Annotated in this window: 18 protein-coding genes; 12 read left to right on the top strand and 6 right to left on the bottom strand. The window is 44.4% G+C overall.

Going from position 1 to position 19,329, the window contains the following annotated elements:
• Positions 1 to 10: 10 nt before the first annotated feature.
• On the top strand, positions 11 to 973 hold the full coding sequence (locus tag QUB30_RS11900) for a diguanylate cyclase (RefSeq protein WP_333333392.1): 963 nt from the start codon (positions 11 to 13) through the stop codon (positions 971 to 973).
• 351 nt (positions 974 to 1,324) lie between these two features.
• Here QUB30_RS11900 and crcB read toward each other — a convergent pair whose 3' ends face one another.
• Positions 1,325 to 1,723 carry a fluoride efflux transporter CrcB gene (gene crcB / locus QUB30_RS11905; protein ID WP_333333394.1) on the bottom strand — a complete coding sequence of 133 codons (399 nt, stop codon included), beginning with the start codon at positions 1,721 to 1,723 and terminating at the stop codon, positions 1,325 to 1,327.
• A gap of 128 nt (positions 1,724 to 1,851) precedes the next feature.
• On the opposite strand from crcB, the gene QUB30_RS11910 reads away from it, so the two are divergent.
• From QUB30_RS11910 to vapC, 5 genes are all read left to right on the top strand, one after another.
• Positions 1,852 to 2,481: a macro domain-containing protein gene (locus tag QUB30_RS11910; protein ID WP_333333396.1), complete on the top strand. Its 630-nt coding sequence runs from the start codon at positions 1,852 to 1,854 to the stop codon at positions 2,479 to 2,481.
• Positions 2,482 to 2,860: 379 nt separating this feature from the next.
• On the top strand, positions 2,861 to 3,448 hold the full coding sequence (locus tag QUB30_RS11915) for a hypothetical protein (RefSeq protein WP_333333398.1): 588 nt from the start codon (positions 2,861 to 2,863) through the stop codon (positions 3,446 to 3,448).
• Positions 3,449 to 3,676: 228 nt separating this feature from the next.
• Entirely contained in the window at positions 3,677 to 5,470 is a 1,794-nt protein-coding gene (gene aspS, locus QUB30_RS11920) for an aspartate--tRNA ligase (RefSeq protein ID WP_333333400.1), read from the top strand.
• A 229-nt stretch (positions 5,471 to 5,699) separates the two neighbouring features.
• The gene (locus QUB30_RS11925; protein WP_006633402.1) at positions 5,700 to 5,912 is read left to right on the top strand and encodes a type II toxin-antitoxin system VapB family antitoxin; all 213 of its coding nucleotides are present in this window, start codon (positions 5,700 to 5,702) and stop codon (positions 5,910 to 5,912) included.
• Positions 5,899 to 6,306: a type II toxin-antitoxin system VapC family toxin gene (vapC, locus tag QUB30_RS11930; protein ID WP_333333402.1), complete on the top strand. Its 408-nt coding sequence runs from the start codon at positions 5,899 to 5,901 to the stop codon at positions 6,304 to 6,306. Before QUB30_RS11925 ends, vapC begins: the two co-directional genes overlap by 14 nt.
• Positions 6,307 to 6,355: 49 nt before the next feature.
• On the opposite strand, the gene QUB30_RS11935 is transcribed toward vapC, so the two are convergent.
• The 3 genes from QUB30_RS11935 to QUB30_RS11945 all read right to left on the bottom strand — a co-directional run bounded on the left by QUB30_RS11935 (position 6,356) and on the right by QUB30_RS11945 (position 10,027).
• Positions 6,356 to 6,622: a type II toxin-antitoxin system RelE/ParE family toxin gene (locus tag QUB30_RS11935; protein WP_333333405.1), complete on the bottom strand. Its 267-nt coding sequence runs from the start codon at positions 6,620 to 6,622 to the stop codon at positions 6,356 to 6,358.
• Positions 6,619 to 6,828 (bottom strand): hypothetical protein, encoded by a 210-nt coding sequence (locus QUB30_RS11940; RefSeq protein ID WP_333333407.1) that lies wholly within the window; start codon positions 6,826 to 6,828, stop codon positions 6,619 to 6,621. Before QUB30_RS11940 ends, QUB30_RS11935 begins: the two co-directional genes overlap by 4 nt.
• A 301-nt stretch (positions 6,829 to 7,129) precedes the next feature.
• Positions 7,130 to 10,027 carry an NACHT C-terminal alpha/beta 1 domain-containing protein gene (locus QUB30_RS11945; RefSeq protein WP_333333409.1) on the bottom strand — a complete coding sequence of 966 codons (2,898 nt, stop codon included), beginning with the start codon at positions 10,025 to 10,027 and terminating at the stop codon, positions 7,130 to 7,132.
• Positions 10,028 to 10,208: 181 nt separating this feature from the next.
• Between QUB30_RS11945 and QUB30_RS11950 the strand changes: the two genes are divergently transcribed.
• Positions 10,209 to 10,430 (top strand): hypothetical protein, encoded by a 222-nt coding sequence (locus QUB30_RS11950; RefSeq protein ID WP_333333411.1) that lies wholly within the window; start codon positions 10,209 to 10,211, stop codon positions 10,428 to 10,430.
• 164 nt (positions 10,431 to 10,594) lie between these two features.
• On the opposite strand, the gene QUB30_RS11955 is transcribed toward QUB30_RS11950, so the two are convergent.
• Positions 10,595 to 10,828, bottom strand: a complete 234-nt coding sequence (locus QUB30_RS11955; RefSeq protein ID WP_190663608.1) for a hypothetical protein — start codon at positions 10,826 to 10,828, stop codon at positions 10,595 to 10,597.
• A 166-nt stretch (positions 10,829 to 10,994) separates the two neighbouring features.
• Here QUB30_RS11955 and QUB30_RS11960 point away from each other — a divergent pair, with 166 nt between their 5' ends.
• A complete protein-coding gene (locus QUB30_RS11960; protein ID WP_083888202.1) occupies positions 10,995 to 11,201 on the top strand; it encodes a ribbon-helix-helix domain-containing protein in 207 nt (68 codons plus the stop codon).
• Positions 11,202 to 11,279: 78 nt separating this feature from the next.
• A complete protein-coding gene (locus QUB30_RS11965; RefSeq protein ID WP_333333414.1) occupies positions 11,280 to 11,492 on the top strand; it encodes a ribbon-helix-helix domain-containing protein in 213 nt (70 codons plus the stop codon).
• 87 nt (positions 11,493 to 11,579) lie between these two features.
• Here QUB30_RS11965 and QUB30_RS11970 read toward each other — a convergent pair whose 3' ends face one another.
• The gene (locus tag QUB30_RS11970; RefSeq protein WP_333333416.1) at positions 11,580 to 13,058 is read right to left on the bottom strand and encodes a glycosyltransferase family 87 protein; all 1,479 of its coding nucleotides are present in this window, start codon (positions 13,056 to 13,058) and stop codon (positions 11,580 to 11,582) included.
• A gap of 402 nt (positions 13,059 to 13,460) precedes the next feature.
• On the opposite strand from QUB30_RS11970, the gene QUB30_RS11975 reads away from it, so the two are divergent.
• The 3 genes from QUB30_RS11975 to QUB30_RS11985 form a co-directional block, all read left to right on the top strand.
• A complete protein-coding gene (locus QUB30_RS11975) occupies positions 13,461 to 14,651 on the top strand; it encodes a M20 family metallopeptidase (protein ID WP_333333418.1) in 1,191 nt (396 codons plus the stop codon).
• A gap of 131 nt (positions 14,652 to 14,782) precedes the next feature.
• On the top strand, positions 14,783 to 16,162 hold the full coding sequence (locus tag QUB30_RS11980) for an ATP-binding protein (RefSeq protein ID WP_333333420.1): 1,380 nt from the start codon (positions 14,783 to 14,785) through the stop codon (positions 16,160 to 16,162).
• A 4-nt stretch (positions 16,163 to 16,166) separates the two neighbouring features.
• Positions 16,167 to 19,329, top strand: a 3,163-nt coding sequence (locus QUB30_RS11985) for an nSTAND1 domain-containing NTPase (RefSeq protein ID WP_445300486.1), incomplete at its 3' end; no start/stop codon positions are given.

Genomic DNA, 19,329 nt, shown 5'->3' on the forward strand with positions numbered 1-19,329 from the left:
AAAGAAGATTATGGCGACTTTACTTAAACTTGCTGCCCAAACGAATATTCTGATCGTGGACGATACCCCAGACAATTTGCGGTTGTTAGCCACAATCCTAGAGTCGCAGGGCTATATTGTTCGCAAATCACTCAACGGTAGAATGGCTCTCGAAGGTGTTCGTCGCAACTCTCCGGATCTGATTTTACTTGACATTAATATGCCTGAAATGAATGGGTACGAAGTTTGCCAACAGTTGAAAGCATCTGAAGCAACTGCTCAGATTCCGATTGTTTTTATCAGTGCGCTCGAACGACTCGAAGACAAGGTACGGGCGTTTGAATTGGGTGGTGTAGATTACATAACTAAACCTTTTCAAGAGCAGGAAGTGCTGCTCAGGGTAAAGAATCAATTACTCATTCAACAGCAACACCAACAACTGATCGAACAAAATCAACGTTTAGAACAGGAAATCCAGGAACGCCTGAGGGCAGAGGCAGAAGTAAGGCAGCTATCCCTGACGGATGAATTAACTGGATTATATAACCGACGGGGCTTCTTTTTACTAGCAGATCAACAACTAAAAATTGCTCGACGCACGCAAACCTGCTACTATATTTTATTTGCTGACTTAGATGGTTTGAAAAATATTAACGACACTTTAGGACACGAAATGGGAGACAGAGTAATCGTTGACACAGCTCAAATATTGAAGCAAAGTTTTCGGGATTCAGATATTGTGGCTCGACTGGGAGGAGATGAATTTGCTTTATTTGTTCCTACTTTTTCTGAAAATTCATATAATTTTTATAATCGGCTGCAAGCTAATATTGATAGCTTTAATCGACAGCACGATCGAGCCTATCTACTATCAATAAGTCTAGGGGTGCAGGCTGGGAATTTCAATAATGACTTTTCATTAGAACAATTGGTGGCAAAGGCCGATCGACTTATGTACGAGAATAAACGCACCAAACGCTGTTTAAATCGTTAACTGTTCTTTTGAGAACAGCGATATCCGATCGCAAGAAGCATTATTTATTAAACGTGAGATTAACCGATAAAGAGTAAACTGAAAACAAGATAGGGAAACAGCTTGAAGACTTTAGCCGCTCCGCCGGAAAACACCATGCAGTAAACATCATTACACTTAAACCTGACAGGGTAGCAACCCCGTTAAAAGTTCTCCCTGTATTAGGTTAAGGGAACTTGTGTTCAAAAGATGTCATCGTTACCATCCGCAACCCCGATCAAAAATCGACTGACTGATGCTGTATGGGTTGGGAGTTTGCCTAGAGTTGCATTATTTTTTTTAAGTGGTATTATTTGCACAAACCGATTTTATCTATTTGCCAATTCGTGCTAAAATGATGCCTAGCTGAACAGCGATTACTCCGAGTATGGCACTGCCAGCCCAGTAAGAAGCGGCGATGCTGTAAGATCGATCGCGCCACAAGACATTCGTCTCTAAACCGTAAGTTGAAAAAGTAGTATAAGCTCCCAAAAAGCCCGTTGCTACCATTAACCGCACTTCCGACGGAATAGTCGCCACCCGTTCAAAAGCGAGGGTAATAAAAAATCCCATAGCCAAGCAACCCGTGATGTTAATAAAAAAAGTTCCGTAGGGAAAAGCCGTCCCGAAACGATTGGCAAACCACAAGGTGATATAATACCGGCTCAAAGCGCCGGCAACGGCACCTAAACTAATTGCGATCGGGTGGCGCAGATTCGGGTCTTGTAGCATACAGCTCTTGGACATTTGCTAGTTGAAATTGAGATGAATTTTAGATTCAGCCGACTTATGTAAAGTATTGTAGGATTAAATTGGCGATCGCTCTAGCTGTTCGCAATTAAAATTAAGAGAGAGTATTTATGCAAATTGTGCTGGCTACCTTAGACGATGGTTTAGTTAGAGCGTGGGAAAGCACTTGCGGCAGTATGGAAAATGTAAAGATACATCACGGTTCAATATTTGATGTGAAATGCGATGCTATTGTTAGTCCGGGGAATAGTTTTGGTTTCATGGACGACGGCTTAGAGTTAGAAATTTCGGAATATTTTGGAGGGCAGGTTCTTGAACGCTTGCAAAAACTAATTCAGGCTCGACATCACGGCGAACTCTTAGTAGGAATGGCAGAAATTGTAGACACCGATCATCCTGAAATTCCCTATTTAATAGCTGCACCAATTATGCGCGTTCCCACAGTTTTAAGAGAAACAGTAAATGTTTATCTAGCAACCCGCGCTATTTTGACTCTCGTAAAATTTGGCTCAGTCCCAGATGGAACGCCAGTCAAACATATCATTGGAACTATCGCTATTCCCGGCATGGGTACGGGAATGGGCAAAGTGCCGCCAGATATCTGCGCCAATCAAATGAAAGTTGCGCTCGAAGATATCCTTTTATCTCAGTACGAATTTCCTCAATCTTTACTGCACGCTCAAAGATGTCACCACTTGTTATATACGAACGAAAGCGAAGATTTGCAGTTGGAAAATTGAAAGTATTAAATTTGCCCGTTTTATTGTGTTGAGAAACCCAGTTTATTGGTGTGTTTTTTTAGGTAGAGAGACCGATCGCAAATTTAAGTGCGCTAAACCGTACCTGCAATTTGGCGGTATCCTACACACGAGAGCAACTTTGGTAGATATAATGTAAGAGAACTGAGGTCATTCCAACTAGGTAAGCGCGGATACAAAAGTTGATAAAGCTGGAACAAGAATTGCCTAGTTCTTATTAAATGCCAGAATTGCTTCTGGCGCTACACGTACAAAGTCTGTATAAAAGACCACAATTCCTTCTGGCGCTACACCTACAAAGTCTGCATCCAGGGACTGTGAGATTTTTGGAAAATGTTTACTACCACAGGAGAAGATTGAGATGACAGATCCAAAAGTAACCGAGGAACCAGTTTTAGAGGCAACTCTCGAAACGACGGAGCTCGTCAAAAAAGAGATGCCCGACGCGACTGATGAGGCGATCGCAGAAACTGCGGCGCTGTTTGAAGCAATTAAAAAACGCGCGGCCGCCGAAGTGCAAGCAGCGGGCGAACTCACCCGCGAAGCTTATTTAAAAGCTGTGAATAAGGCCTCCGGGGCGATCGAAGAAAATAAGGATCTCGCCCACGAGAGATTCACAGAAGCAGTCAGCCTGATTAAGAAAGAAACTGAGAAAAATTGGCTGGTGGTAGATGCGATTAAAACGCGGGCGCAAGCGCAGGTGCAAGATGCCGGCGAAGTCAGTCGCGAAGCTTATTTGAAAGCAGTGCGACAAGCGCGAGAAGCGGTGGAACAAAATAAATTGATCGAACGCGATCGCATCGAACAAGCTGTTGACCACATTCAGACGGAAGCTGAAAAGAATTGGCACCTTATTGTGAAGCAAATTGAGTCGATCGGCACTCGCTTGACGGATGCGGCTAAGTCTGCATGGACGGCGCTGACGGCGTTTTTTGACAAGAAGGATTAAACTCAGATATGACACCATTTTAAAGAACAGGCAAGATGCCTGTTCCACAAAGATTGAATTTTCTTGTGGCACAGGCATCTTGCCTGTTGATATTTAAAGAACAGGCAAGATGCCTGTTCCACAAAGATTGAATTTTCTTGTGGCACAGGCATCTTGCCTGTTCATAAAAGGTTTTGACACTAAGCGCTATAATCAAAAAGCCTTATTTTTAGTCCATAACCCCCAACCATGAGAACTTACTACTGCGGCGAACTGCGAAGCGAACACATCGGAGAGACTGTCACCCTTTACGGCTGGGTGGATCGCCGCCGCGATCATGGCGGGGTGATTTTTCTGGATGTGCGCGATCGATCGGGTATTGTGCAAATTGTCAGCGATCCTGAACGGACTCCCGATTCCTATCACGGGGCTGAGGCTTTACGCAGCGAATACGTGGTTAAAATTACGGGTAGAGTCACCGGCCGCCCCGAAGAGTCCCTCAACCCGAAATTGCCTACGGGTGAGGTGGAAATTTATGCTGACGAAATTGAGTTGTTGAATGCGGTTCGCAAACAGTTACCGTTTCAGGTGGCGACGGCGGAAAATGAAAGCGTGCGGGAAGATTTGCGGCTGAAATATCGCTATTTGGACTTGCGGCGCGATCGTATGAGTCGCAATTTGCAGCTTCGCCACCAAGTTGTGAAAGCTATGCGCCGCCACCTGGAAGATGTCGAAGGTTTCATGGAAATTGAAACGCCGATTTTAACTCGGGCGACTCCCGAAGGTGCGAGAGATTACTTAGTTCCCAGCCGCGTCACTCCCGGTGCATGGTATGCTTTGCCGCAGTCGCCGCAGTTGTTCAAACAATTGTTGATGGTGTCTGGTTTTGACAGATATTATCAAATTGCCCGATGTTTCCGCGATGAAGATTTGCGCGCCGACAGACAGCCGGAATTTACGCAATTAGACATGGAAATGAGTTTCATGTCTGTGGAAGAAGTAATTGCCTTAAATGAAGGTTTAGTCTGCCATATTTTCCAAACTGTCAAAGGCGTTAAATTGCCTTGTCCTTTCCCGCGTTTGACTTACGCTGAAGCAATGGATCGCTACGGTAGCGATAAACCGGATACTCGCTTCGGTATGGAATTAGTCGATGTTTCCGATTTGATGAAAGATTCGGGATTTAAGGTATTTTCCGGGGCGGTTGCTGCGGGCGGAATTGTGAAAGTTTTGCCGATTCCGGGCGGGAATGATGCGATTTCTAACGTGCGGATTAAACCGGGTCCGAAAGGCGATTTGTTTAAGGAAGCCAGCGAAGCGGGTGCGAAGGGATTGGCTTACATTCGGGTGCGGGATAATGGCGAAATTGATACGATCGGCGCTATTAAGGATAATTTGACGGAAGCACAAAAACAGCAATTGCTCGATCGCACGGGCGCGCAACCAGGTCATTTGTTGTTATTCGCAGCGGCTGACGCGATAACTGTCAATAAGACTTTGGATAGATTGCGTTTGTTCGTGGGTAACGAATTGGGATTGATTGACAAAGACAAGATGAATCTGCTGTGGGTGACAGATTTCCCGATGTTTGAATGGAACGCTGATGAGAAGCGTTTGGAAGCATTGCACCACCCGTTTACTGCGCCGCATCCCGACGATATTAATGATTTGAAAACTGCGAGAGCTCAAGCTTACGATTTGGTGTTAAACGGTACAGAAGTCGGCGGCGGTTCTCTGCGGATTTATCAGCGGGATGTTCAGGAAAAGGTGTTTGAGGCGATCGGCTTATCGACTGAGGAAGCTTACAATAAGTTTGGCTTTTTGTTGGATGCGTTTGAGTATGGAACTCCGCCCCACGGAGGCATTGCTTACGGTTTGGATCGGTTGGTGATGCTGTTGGCTGGTGAGGAATCGATTCGCGATGTGATGGCGTTTCCGAAGACGCAGCAGGCTGCTTGTTTGCTGACGAATGCGCCGTCTGGTGTGGATGAGAAGCAGTTGAAGGAGTTGCAAGTGCGATCGACTTATACGCCCAAGTCATAATTGTATAAAACACCTTGACAATTTAACCATTTGTAAATTCCTGACTTCTTTGAGAAGTCGGGAATCTGGGTAGTTTGAGTTTGGTGTCGGTGATGCAGAGGAGTTGGAGAGTTTGGTTGAGGTTGGTTACGGTGAGTTGGGGAAACCAGGATTTGGGGAAGTTGGGTTAGGTTAAGGGTTGGGTGTGGCTATGCCATAATGAATGAGAGAATGAAATCAACCATTAACCATGACAACCACCGTTGAACTTAACGAAGAATTGGTTAAAGAAGCCTTTCGCTTAACCAATTTCAAGACAGAAAAAGAACTGATTGACTTTGCTTTGCAAGAATTAATTCGCACCCGGAAAAAGCGGAATTTACTCGATTTAAGCGGACAAATTCAATTTTCGACTGACTACGACTACAAAGCTTTGCGGGAAAACCGAAATGTTTCTGATTGATACATCAGTCTGGATCAGCGTTTTCCGCGACAGGACAGGTGTAGTACGCCAATCCCTGGAAGCAATAATTAATGATGAAAGTATTTTTTTGAACCGATTTACTCAGATGGAGCTTTTGCAAGGTTGCCGAGACGATCGCGAGTGGACACTATTAGAAACTTATCTCCAAGAACAAGACTACATCGAGTCTACGCCTAATACTTGGGTAGCGGCTGCTCGGATTTATTACGATTTGCAACGACAGGGGTTAACGGTTAGAAGTAGTATCGACTGTTGCATTGCCCAACTTGCGATCGAACACCAACTTATTTTAGTTCATAACGATCGCGATTTTGAAACTATTCAGAGAGTGCGATCGCTCAATTGCTTGCGCTTCCAGCCTGACAATAATTAAAGATTAATTTGAGTTTGAGTTGGTGAGGATGGGGTGAAGGCTGAAATGATTACGGAAAGTATCTGTAAATCTCTTTGCGGTGGAGTATCCTGACGAAATAGACTACGGCATCATTAACTTTAATACCGATTCGGTAATCGCCCACTCTCAGGCGATAGTAGTCTGCATCACCTTTTAGTTTTTTAACATTGCTGACTTCATTTAATTTTTCGGCGTTCTCAACTTCTTCTATCGCTTCCTGAATTCTTTGCAACAAGTCTGCATCAAGAATCTTGAGTAAATCCTTTTCAAAGCTCTTTTTAAACTCCACATTCATGGTTGTCTCTTCAGGATTTTGAAAATTTGGTCGCGGCTGACTGTTTCAGTATTTTCGCCTTCTTTGATAGCATTTTCCATCCCTATATCTTCTAGGGCTTCTGTTAAAATTTCAGAAAATACTTCTTTTTGTTCTTTTAACAACTCAAAAATCGCTGCTTTGAGCAATTCTTTAAGTTTGGTTTCGTCTATAGTAATTTCAGACATTGCTTTTTTTCGGGGATTTATTTAAGGTTTTCATTATATCACGAAATAAAGCCGATTTATTTTCATGTTGATGTAAATTAATTAAATTTATTCTAGCCAACGTTGGTTTGCGGGTAGTCAGAAACCGGGTTTTTTCGATAATACTTCGTTACACCTCGTAGAAGCGGCCAAAAACGCGGTTTCTTTGGTTTGCGGGTAGTCAGAAACCGGGTTTTTTGCGAGAATACTGCATCCCGACCTTTAACTAAAGTGAAAAACCCGGTTTCTTTGGTTTTGATGCGTAACTCCCGACAGTCAAAACTTAGGACTCTAGATGAAGTCGTTTGAGCCAGTTTATGACAGTTTGAAGTAAATCGGGGTCATGGGGCGAGAAGGTTTGCAGGGGTGGGTGAGGCGTGTCTGCGATGAGACAGATTGTACCGTCGAAGCGGGTAAGGGCATTGAGGAAAGTAGGGCTCAAACCTTGGGCGGCGGGGGACGTGGGGTCTTCGTAGAAGATGAGGATGGGGTGTTTGTCCCCGTCTAGGAGTTGCCAGTAGATTTTGAGTTCGGTGAGGGTGCGGGGTGTGCCTTCTGTGGATTTGGGGCAGTGGTGTTTTTTGATTAGTTGCAGGTAGATGTCGGCGGCGGGGTTATCGCGGTCATCGAATTTGCTACCGTCGATGCAGAAAAGTTGCAGGGTTTGGTAGAGGTTGGTTTCGCTGAGTTGGGTTTGCAGAAGTTGGGGGAGTTGGGCGAGGTTGAGGGTTTGGACGAGGGGGGAGGTTTGGGTTAAACCGTGCCATGCGCGGTAGAAGTCGGGATAGGGGAGGTTTTGGGCAACGATCGAGAGGACTTTGTAGCAGTTCTGATAGAGGTTAAAGTTGTTTTCGTAGGTTTCAGCATTGAGGTGAGGTTGGAGGGCAGAAAATAGCTTTTCTCTTTGTTCGTTAGTCATGGCAATTTTCCCTAAGATGGAAACACTCATACTCTCATTTGGACCATGAGTGGATATGTAGAAGATAGAGTTAGATGGAGTTCCTGCCTCGCATCTGTCCATGATAAAATTTAAAATTACTGGATAGGGATGTTCAGACTTAACAGTTTCAGGAAATTCAAAAAACATAATATTTTTTAAATTTTCCTTTAAACTATTAGCAGTCCATGCAGCAGATTTATAGAAAATCTTTTCCGATTCCGGTTCAGCAGTTAATGATGTTTTACAAGCTTCTAGAAAGGTGATATCTGAAATAAAATCTAAACTAGGAAAACCCGATTTCACTCTTGGCTGCACGATCAGATTAGCAAGGGAACAGGTTTTCAACTCACCAATTCCTGGGGCGGCGAGAGAATAGGCGCGATATCCATAAAATCCTCTATCTAGTTCCTTAAAATTCCACTCTCCACACCCATCATCAAAATTCACTAATGCCTCAATAAACCTCTCCTTCTCCTCATTCGCAACATCCCCACGCCCCAACCACAACAAAATCACCTGCTTCCACTGCGGTTCAAAAATCTGATATTCCTTCCCCACCACCGGAAAATTAACATGATTTCGAGGTAAAAAATAATCCCAATCATCCACCGCCAACGCTGCAAAATACTCCTGAAACGTCGCATGATAAAACACGCAAATCGCCTCTGGCAACCGTTCCACCCGATTCAACCACCCCAACTTCATCACCGCCTGAAAAATCGAGCGACTTCCCAAAACCTTCAACACCCAACTTTCCGGCAACCGTAACCGCGAAACCTCATCCTGCTGTTCCATCGCCGCCAACGCCAACCGCGCCAAGGCTTTATCAATTGCCTCCCGTTGGTCTAAAATCTCCTCATCCACCTTCCAGCGATACACCCAATCCACAAACTGCGCGTATAACCCCGCCTGCGTTTCCGGCAAACCGCCCCCCGTCTGCCAAATTAGACACAACATCCACAACCGCAACGGATTCTGAATCAACTCCTTGAGACGGGAATTTTCCGACTCTGCTAACGCCGCCTCTAAACTCTTCCCCGTCACTGCATCCCCCATCCCCGCAAACCAACGGCGAATATAGTCCGTCACCTGTTCGGGGTTAAACTCCAAATTCCGAAACACATCAAACCCCGAAAAAGCATTTTTATCCGCCTCCCAGACATTCACCCGACAAGTCACCACCACCCGCGCCGCCTGCACCCATCCCCCCAAAAGTGCGGAAACATGGCGCATTTCCACCTTAGATGTCATTTCATCCAACCCATCCAACAATAGCCAAATCAGGTGTTTTTGTTGGGTGAGTGCATCAATAGTAAGACTTTGACCTGTTTGTTTCAGCCAGATATCCTCGATATATTGAGTAATTGTCGGTTGGGTTAAATCTGCCAAAGATACCCAAATCGGCAACCCCAAATCTTGCTCTAAAATCCAATCAGCAATCTTCTGCAACCGCGTGGTTTTCCCCGAACCCGGTTCGCCAATAATCGCTATTTTTCGCCCTTGACTAATTTCGCTTTGCCCTTGTCGCAACACATCCTCAAAAAAGCGTTGTTCAGCAATGGGAATGAGTTTTTCTGTTTCCTTTTGTTCTGGCTGATTCCCCGGCAGAGATTTGGGTTTTTGACGTTCGACAATGGCTAAGGGAACATAAACCTCATCCAGTTGCGGTGTCATCCCGTTGGCGTTGGTAAAGGTGTTGGTGGTGAGTTGCTTTTGTTGGGCGAGGTTTTGGTGGCAGATTTCTTGCCAATTTATGGGTTCGTCTTCAGGTTTAGGGATTTTTCCAGAAACCGTTTCCCGCAGAGTTTCCTCCTGTTGCTTAGATTTTTCCGGGCGTAGGCGTTCCCATTCAATTTCAAATTGTTCTAAATTCTTTTCCTTGTCCTTACTCCACAGTTTTAGAGTAAAGTGCCAGTCTTCTTTTCCCTGCGTCTTAGAACGATTATCTTCGAGGATTTCCAAAAAGTCCTTTAAATGCTCATTTAGTGCTTGTCTAATCTCGGTTGTAGTTAATTTCCCTTCATGCTTGTCTTTTGCCGTGAGAAATTCCAGCGTTCTCAGTTGGGTTTCAATCACCAATTTCGGTTGTTTTGTAGTTTTATCCTCCTGCCATGTATGGCTTAGGGAGATTCCAGCAACGTCTTCTAATTCCCAATTGACATAAGCCAACAGTGCCTCTAATAAGCGCTTGGCACGTTCTTTAACAGCAGGCCCATAGGTGACTTTCTTTTTGCTCGGCATGGGTTCAAGGGAGGGGAATTGCAAAAGAACTTTGGGGGGGCTGCAATCTTCACCACGTACCCCAAACCGCTCTAACGCTGATTATATCAAGTTTCTGGCCGCTCAGACCGGGGGGATTGCTTTGCTGTCCTACCCCAAACCGACCATACCTTCAGACACTTGAAATGAAGGCTGGTTAAGGATGAACGACCAAGAAGACAGAATCAAACAACGCGAAGCATTAGAAGATGCTCATGACAATTTTGTTCAACCCTATGTTAATCAATTGATTGAAGTTAACGCGCAGTCTTCACCCAATATTGATGTTGCGCTTCCTGGGTTTTGCTGTGTGTCGGCCTGGTTGGGATTGACTCTGTTATATTGTTTTTGGATGCGCTGGCGATCGCCAATTAAAACATTCTGACGATCGTACTCCTGGAGGCAGAAACCGGGTTTTTTACGGAAATACTGCATCCGGGCCTTTAACTGTCGTGAAAAACCCGGTTTCTTTGGTATTTATGGGTAAGCCCTAAATGAGACAGAAAGGACGATCGCACTTCACAAAAAAAGTGCGATCGCCCTCAACAATTACTCTTTCCAGTAACGCGTTAAAATCCGAATCACCTCACCCGCTATCGGCGATGGTAGAGGCGGGCTCCATTCCCCAACTTCTGCAAAACCTAAAACGTGCAACAGATTAACGATGCTGTCTACCGCTTTGGGAACGCCACACAACAGCAAACGAATCGGTTGCTTACCTTGAGGTACGTCAGGAATTTCTTCCCGGAGCAGTTCGGGAACTGATTTTGGCTGTGATATCATACAGTTTCTCCTAAATATGGGAGTTCCAGCCCCCACCGAACGATTGCGAGTCTGAGCGGTGGGGGTTTGGTTTTTGGGTGTTTAGATTACTATAGCATAAACTAGATTGTGGTGTGCTACCTTGGCTTAAAAAATCTCTAAAAAATTTGCAGTCAGCTAAAATGACATGGTGAACACGCTACCCCCAAACAATGTGAGTCCTGCAAAATCTCCCAGAGTTGCCTTTTACCCGCCGCCCGAAATTAAGGAGAAGTTAGAAAAACTGGCGAGCATTGAGCGTCGTTCGATTTCCCAAATGGCATTACTTTTGGTCGAAGAAGGACTCGAAAGAGCGCAGAAGGAAGGCAAGTTTAATGAATCCAAAGACGATTAAACTAGCAACTACCACTGCGCGCGATCGCTATCACACCGTGTGTCACTATGCAAGAGGCGTACAAAGAAAGTACGATCGATGTATGAAGTAAATTCCCAGTTGCCTAACTTGCCAGCAAAAAACCTAAAACGAGTCACCAGCTACGTTCCTCCAAACGCCTACAACGTCTTGGAAGATTGGGCCAAGGAAGAAGACCGGACAGTCAGCAATCTCGTAAGTCGGATTGTCTCTGAAGCTGTAGATGCTTACTTGGCTAAAAAGACTACAGAAGATGAACCCAGCAGCAATTAACCTTTGATCTCTACGCTGATGGGTCATTCTCAACTGCCAACCTGTCGGGCCGTTTATTGGGTGTTGGAGTGGGGTTTTGTTTTTCCTCTAACCAGAAACCTGATCCAAAGGGTCAAATTCAGCAACCTGTTTTTGACCAAGAGAGGTAATTGCTAAGACTAAAACACTTAACGTAAGGCCTAAAATCGCATAACTCGGTAGTGAAAAAATAGTTACTTTAAACAAATAAGGCAATTCCCCCCCCTTCCAGTTCCACCGCTTTCCTAGAAACACCAACAGCCCGCCATGAATCACAGCGGTTTGCACCATGACACAGCCAACGCCCAATAACCAAACCGACATTCTTTGCCTAGAGAAGGCACAATTTTTAATCTGAAAACATAAATCATTCAGCAAAAAAACCACCGCCGGTGCTAACATCACAGAACTGGTGGGCTGAGAATAGTTGATAGCAATACTCAAAGTAGAAATTAGCACCATTTCAGATAAGTCAACCTTTTTTGACCAAGCATTGCGAGATTGTTTTTTGTAAAAATACCAACTCACTAAACCAACTAGCACCAGAACAATCAAGTCAGAAAATAGCTTCGCCACGAAGGGACTATCGGGGAAAAATCTCGGCCCCATAACCCTTAAATCAAGGCGACTCATAGAAATATAAGCATTATTCGATGGGTCGTTGAGCCAGAGTGGAAATCCACGAGTCGCATCCTGTATAAATCCTGTTAAAGAATTGCCCGTTACAGCTAGACCTATAACTGCCAAAAAAGTTACCGTGACTAGAGATATAAAAACTAGCTGAAACCGTCTTTTGATTAAAAAATAAGGAATAAACAATATAACTAAAGTTGGTTTAAAAAGTGCAATTCCTAAGAAAACTCCTGCAATTAAATCCTGATTTTTTATAGCATAAATAAACATCCATAACAGCAGAACGGCAATAAAAGTTGCCACATTGCCAACTTGAAGATCGAAGACAAAACCGTAGAGGAATGCAACTGATATACTACAAATAGTCCGAAAAGCTCGTGAGTGCGACACCAACAAGATATTCGCTCCCCATAAAACAAAACCTGTGGCAATAAGATGCAGCCAAGTCCAGATTGTGAATGCAGTCTTCATCGGGAAATAGCCCACAAACCACAGCGGAGGAATGATATTAGGTGGATAAACAAAAGATGGAATAAACCCACACACTTTTGTGATGCTACAGAAACCGATGTTAAACACCTCGACATTAAAGGGACTCAAATGCTGATGGGCTAATCTACTCGCTACATAAAACCACTTAAAATCCCAGTAAGGCGGATCTGGTCGATTAGTCAGATTGTAAACCAACCAACCGGTATAACTGAGAAATCTCGTCACCACTAATACAATAACTACTTGCAAAATAATGTTAACGATAGGCTGAGAAAAAAAACCACTCAACTTTTGAATATAAGGATGTTTCAAAAATAAAGAATCTTGCCATGCTGTTTTGTCGCTATCTAATCGCCAATTAGCTTTGAGAAACCAAGCAACAGTAATTATAATAATCGCATTCCACAATCCTAAACTAATCATAGAAAATAATTTTAATACAGCGTATTCCAGGTTTATGAAGTAGGGACACGGCAATGCCGTGTCCCTACGGTATGGATCGATCTAGGATGTCCTTCATAAATGTGGAATCTGCTGTAAATTTACTGTTTGATGGTATCACAACCAGAGATTATCAACAAAAAATCATGATTTGAACCTAGAATATAGACTTTTGTTCCGGGTTTTTGCCTCACTCTCTTTTATCTCTTTTCTCAGCGCCCTCAGCGCCCTCTGCGGTAAAAAAAAGAAATCTTATTCACAAACAAAATAGGATTGCTATCCAAAAGCCCGATCGCACTTTTGTCCCTTATAACCCTGTTCACCCCCAAACATATGCGTTAACCTAGTTGACTACAGCTTGTACCGCACTCCCCAACTAAATTCATGCTTCCCCGCATCAAAGAATTAGCCGCCACCCTAGCACCCCGCTTAATCGAAATTCGCCGCCACATCCACTCCCACCCCGAACTCAGCGGCCAAGAATATCAAACCGCCGCCTACGTAGCCGGAGTTCTCGCTTCCAGCGGAGTCCGCGCCATCGAAGGAATCGGCAAAACAGGAGTCCTCGGCGAACTCAAAGGCCACAGCAGCGAGTCCCGGTGGCTGGCAATTCGCACCGATATGGACGCTTTGCCGATTCAAGAACGCACAAACTTAGAATTTGCCTCCCGCAACGAGGGAGTCATGCACGCCTGCGGCCACGACATCCACACCACAGTCGGTTTGGGCGCAGCCATGATATTGTCTCAGCTAGAAGAAAAATTGCCCGGTCACGTCCGCTTCTTGTTTCAGCCGGCAGAAGAGATTGCCCAAGGTGCTCAATGGATGATTAAAGATGGGGCGATGCAAGATGTTGACGGCATCCTCGGAGTGCACGTTTTCCCGACGATTCCCGGCGGTTGCGTCGGTATCCGCCACGGGGCACTGACGGCGGCGGCAGATGACATAGAATTGATTGTGATGGGCGAATCCGGCCACGGTGCGCGTCCCCACGAGGCGATCGACGCAATTTGGATTGCTTCTCAGATAATTACCACTTTGCAGCAAGCCATTAGCCGCACGCAAAATCCTTTGAGGCCGCTGGTTTTGACGATCGGGCAAATTAACGGCGGACGAGCGCCGAACGTGATTGCCGATCGAGTAAAATTGCTGGGAACCGTGCGATCGCTGCATCCAGAAACCCACGAAAAACTGCCGGCTTGGATCGAACAAATTGTTTCTAGCGTCTGCGCGACTTACGGCGCTAAGTACGAACTCACCTACAAGCGCGGAGTCCCCGGAGTCCAAAACGACCCAAAACTCACGCAATTAGTCGAAACTGCGGCTTTAGAAGCTTTAGGTCGATCGCGCGTCCAAATTTTACCAGAACCATCCCTCGGCGCGGAAGATTTTTCGATGTATCTAGAACACGCACCGGGAACCATGTTTCGCTTAGGAGTGGGACTGACTGACAAACCGAACTATCCCCTCCATCACCCGCAGTTTGAGGTCGATGAAGCAGCCATCGTCACTGGCGCTGTCACCTTAGCCTATGCCGCCTACCAATATTGGAAACAGCATCCAGGTTCACACTAATAGTCTTGGACGTATGGGTGGTCAGCTAACTAACCGTAGGGTGCGTAGCCCGAAAATTGTTTAGTCGCTGGTAATAACATTCAGCCCTGACCCACCCTACAATAACTACAAAAACTAATTTAGAAAATTTTATGAACCTAGATTTCGATCGATTCTGCGACGCCTGCAACCCCAGTCACTCCCTGATATTGGGCAATGCCGAAGATCAGCGCTACTACATTGATTTTGCTGAGGTGCGCGGCGGAAAAGTTATTAACATACTCAAACGGACAATTACCCGTCTGGCACGAGATAAACCGACTTGCCAATTGTTTACCGGACATATTGGTTGTGGCAAGTCTACTGAATTGTCGCGATTGGAAAAAGAGTTGACAGATGAGGGGTTTCATGTAGTTTACTTCGAGTCAACACAAGACCTCGATGAAATGGATCTCGATTTGACAGATATCATGTTAGCGATCGCACGGCGAGTCACCCAAAGCTTGGAAGAGGGCAAAATTTCCTTGCAGCCCCAGGGTTTTAAAGAATTCTTAAAAAATAGTTGGATTTTTTTACAAACCCCTGTGACTTTAGAAGCTGAAGGAGAACTTTTTGGCAGCAAATATAAGGGCAATACAGACGGAAATCTGGAAGTTTCTCTGCCTTTAGGTATTGCCAAAATTACTGCCAAAACCAAAAGTAATCCCGACTTGCGATCTAAACTGAGACAGTACATGGAACCGCAAGCGAATAAAATGTTAGAACTGATTAATCAAGAAATTATTGATGTAGCAATTAATCAGCTAAAGCAGCGGGGTAAAAAAGGATTGGTGGTGATTGTTGACAACTTAGACCGGATAGTTTCTCAATCCAATGCCTCGGGGCGACTGTTGCCAGAATATATCTTTATTGACCGGGGCGATCAGTTACGGAAACTAAATTGCCATTTAGTTTATACCCTGCCGTTGGGATTGATTTTTGGCAATGAAAGTGAAATTTTGAAAAATCGATTGGGGGGGGGAGTTGACCCGAAAGTTTTGCCAATGGTACCTGTAAAGAATAGAGACGGTAGCGAATGTGTTGAGGGGATGAATTTGCTGCGGCGGATGGTGATGTCGCGGGCTTTCCCTGATGTGTCAACCGAGGAACACATCACATTAATTACCGAAGTTTTTGACAGTCCTGAAACTTTAGATGAATTGTGCCGAGTCAGCGGAGGTCATCTGCGAAACTTGATGGGGATGCTGTTTGGTTGCTTGCAGCAAGATGACCCTCCAATTTCGCAAAATGTGTTGAAATCAGTGATTCGCAGTTCCCGCGACACTCTGATTCGCGGCATTGATAATGATGAGTGGGAATTACTGTTTAAGGTGGTGAAAGAACAAAGCATTAATGGAGATAAAGAATACCAAGATTTGCTGCGAAACCTGTGGGTTTTTGAATATGCAGACCCTCAAGGAAATTGGTTTGCTTTGAATCCGCTGTTGATGGAAACTGACAAATTTAAGCTGTGGCAGCAGCAAAATTCGTGAGATTATGGTAAACTCAAATCTAGCCGAAGATATTGCGGCCGAAAATGAGCGATCGCTCTCTACTTTGGTACGGACTATCGCCCGCTTTCAAGGAAAGTTTTCTTTAACTATAGTGCGCTGCAATTATGCTAGCTTGCGTTACCTGATGCTGCAAAAACTGCGCGCGCGATCGACTGTGGAATATCAAGAATTAACCCTTGAACCTGCGACAAAAACACTTTATCAAACCATTCTCAATGCCGTCCAAGAGCAACCACCGAAAACTTTAATGATTGTGGGTCTAGAATCGGTGGTTGCTATTGATGACCTGCTAGCTGGGGCTAATAGAGCGCGAGATCAATTCAAGCAAGATTTTGCTTTTCCTTTGATATTATGGGTGACGGATTCCGTACTGTCTAAATTCAGTCGATCGGCGAATGATTTGAAGTCTTGGGCTCCTCCTCCAATTCAGTTTACCATGCCGCCCGATGATTTGATGAATTTGTTACAACAACAAGCAAGTCAAGCTTTTGCTGATGTTGAGAATTTCAAATTAGATGACTGTGAAATGGAGTTGCTGGAGAATGATTTGCTAAATGCAGCATTAGACCAGGAATTGCAAGCTAGTTGGCAATTTATTCGGGGTTTAGTTGAAGTTAAGAAAAATCAAATAGATTTAGCACTCGAACATTATCAGCAAAGTTTGACATTTTGGCAGCAAAATCGCCACTTAGAAAGACAAGGAATTGTCTGCCAGAAAATTGCTCAAGCTTACAACCGCAAAGCTGAATTGCACCGGGCAGGAAATCAAAATTATTGGCAAGAAGCTAGAAAGTATTTACAGCGATCTCTGGAGAGTTTTGAGCAAGTGCAGCGATATGATTTAGCTGCGAAATCTATTAGCGAACTCTGCGAAGTACTGCGACTTTTACAAGCTTGGGAAGAGTTGCAAAGTTTAGCTAAAAAAGCCTTAGAAATTCACAAAAATTACGGCACTCCGAGTCAAGTAGCTGAAGATTACGGCTTTTTGGCTGAGGTGGCGCTGCAAAGTTTGGAGTGGGGAAAAGCTTGCCAATCGGCTCAATCAGCATTGGCTATTTTGGCACAACCAGGAGTAGCCCAACAAAAGAATGGTTTGTATCGGTTACTTTTGGCAAAAGCGCAGCGAAATCTCACTCAACAGTCGCAGGCAGTTAACAGCTTAGAAGTAGCTAAACAAATTACACAGCCTCAAGATGACGTGCAGCTTTATCTAAGGATTTTAGAAGAGTTGAGAACTCTCTATTTTGAGCAAAGCGAATATTTAAAAGCCTTTTACATTAAACTCGAACAACAAGCAGTTAAAAGCAAATATGGGTTGCAAGCTTTTATCGGTGCCAGCCGCTTGCAGTCGCCGCAACAAATAATTGACATCGGTTTAGAATCCGGTAAGTCTAAAGCTGAAATTGTTGAGGAAATAGAAGCAGGTTCCGGGCGAGCGGGGGATATTAAAGAGATAAGTAAACGGATAGGTACACCTGCTTGCAAGCTGACGATCGTTCACGGACAATCTGGGGTAGGAAAAAGTTCGATAATTCAGGCATGGTTAGTTCCGGCACTGCAACTGACAACTTTTGAAGCGCGGGACGTATTGCCTATTTTATTGCAATCATATCATGATTGGGTGAGGAATTGCGGTGAGTGTTTGAAAGCAGGAATTGAACAATTAAAAGCTGTGAATGTGTCAGCGGCGATCGACACCCCAACAGCTATTTTAAAACAGTTGCAACTGAATCAAGACCGTAATTTATTAACTGTATTAATCTTTGACCAGTTTGAGGAATTTTTCTTTACTTATCGAGATCCAATTGGTAGGCGAGAGTTATATGATTTTCTGGCTGAATGTTTAAATCGGATTAGCGACCTCAAAATTATCCTGTCGCTGCGGGAAGATTATCTTTTCTACTTGTTAGAATTTAATCGCGCCACCAATTTATCAATTATTGACAACGACATTCTCACGAAAAAAATCTGCTATTACTTGGGAAATTTCTCAATTTCAGATGCGAAAGCTATTGTTCAAACATTAACAAAAGGATCTCAATTTTACTTGGACGATGATTTGGCAAACGCACTGGTAGCAGATTTAGCAGGTGAAGTGGGAGAAGTACGGCCGATCGAACTTCAAGTCGTGGGAATGCAACTGGAAAAAAGGCAGATTACTCGACTGAGTGAATATCAGCAACTTGGCAGTCAGGCTAAGGTCAAACTGGTTGAGGAATTTTTAGCAGAAGTTATCGACGACTGCGGGCAGGAAAATAAAGATATTGCCGAACTTGTGTTGTATTTGCTGACGGATGAAAACAATACTCGTCCTCAGAAAACTCTGGCTGAGTTAGCAGCAGATTTAGGAAGCGAGGCAGAAAAATTAAAGTTTGTTTTAGAGATTGTCGTTAAATCGGGATTGGTGTTAGAAGTGCCAGCAACTCCGATTGAACGCTACCAGCTTGTCCACGATTATTTAGTGCCTTTTATCCGCAAACAGCGCGGTGCGGAATTACTAGAATTACGCCAAAAAGTCAAGCAGACTGAAACTGAAAATCAGATATTAGCAGATGCGCGGCAGAAAGCAGAACAGTTGTCAGCAGCAGCAAAGCGACAAGTTAAATGGCTAACTACTATTGGCGCAACGATATTTAGCATTAGCTTAATTGGCGCTGTCACCCTAACGGGAGTAGCGTGGCAGCAAGTCAACAAGATAGAGAAATTGACCAAATTAGACCGATTAGACCGATCTGCAAGTGATGCTTTGAAACTGTTTGAATCTGGCAATAACCAAATAGATGCTTTGCTCTCTGCCGTAAATACAGGGAAAGAACTTAAAGCTACAGTCAAGGAAGCTCTTTCCCTTGCAGACTACCCGATATCTACTCCCCATATTGCCCTAAATCAGATTCTCGACAACATCCGAGAACAAAATCGGTTTAAAGGACATCAAGATGCGGTAAAGAGTGTCAGTTTTAGTCCCGACGGCAAATACATCGCTACGGCATCAAAGGACAAAACAGCCAGGTTGTGGGATGTCACGGGTAAGTTGATACGAGAATTTCAAGGACATCAAAATGAGGTATTGAGTGTCAGTTTTAGTCCCGACGGCAAATACATCGCTACGGCATCAAAGGACAAAACAGCCAGGTTGTGGGATGTCA

Origin of the sequence: Microcoleus sp. BROC3, from assembly GCF_036702515.1 — a bacterium.
Taxonomy (GTDB): Bacteria; Cyanobacteriota; Cyanobacteriia; order Cyanobacteriales; family Microcoleaceae; genus Microcoleus.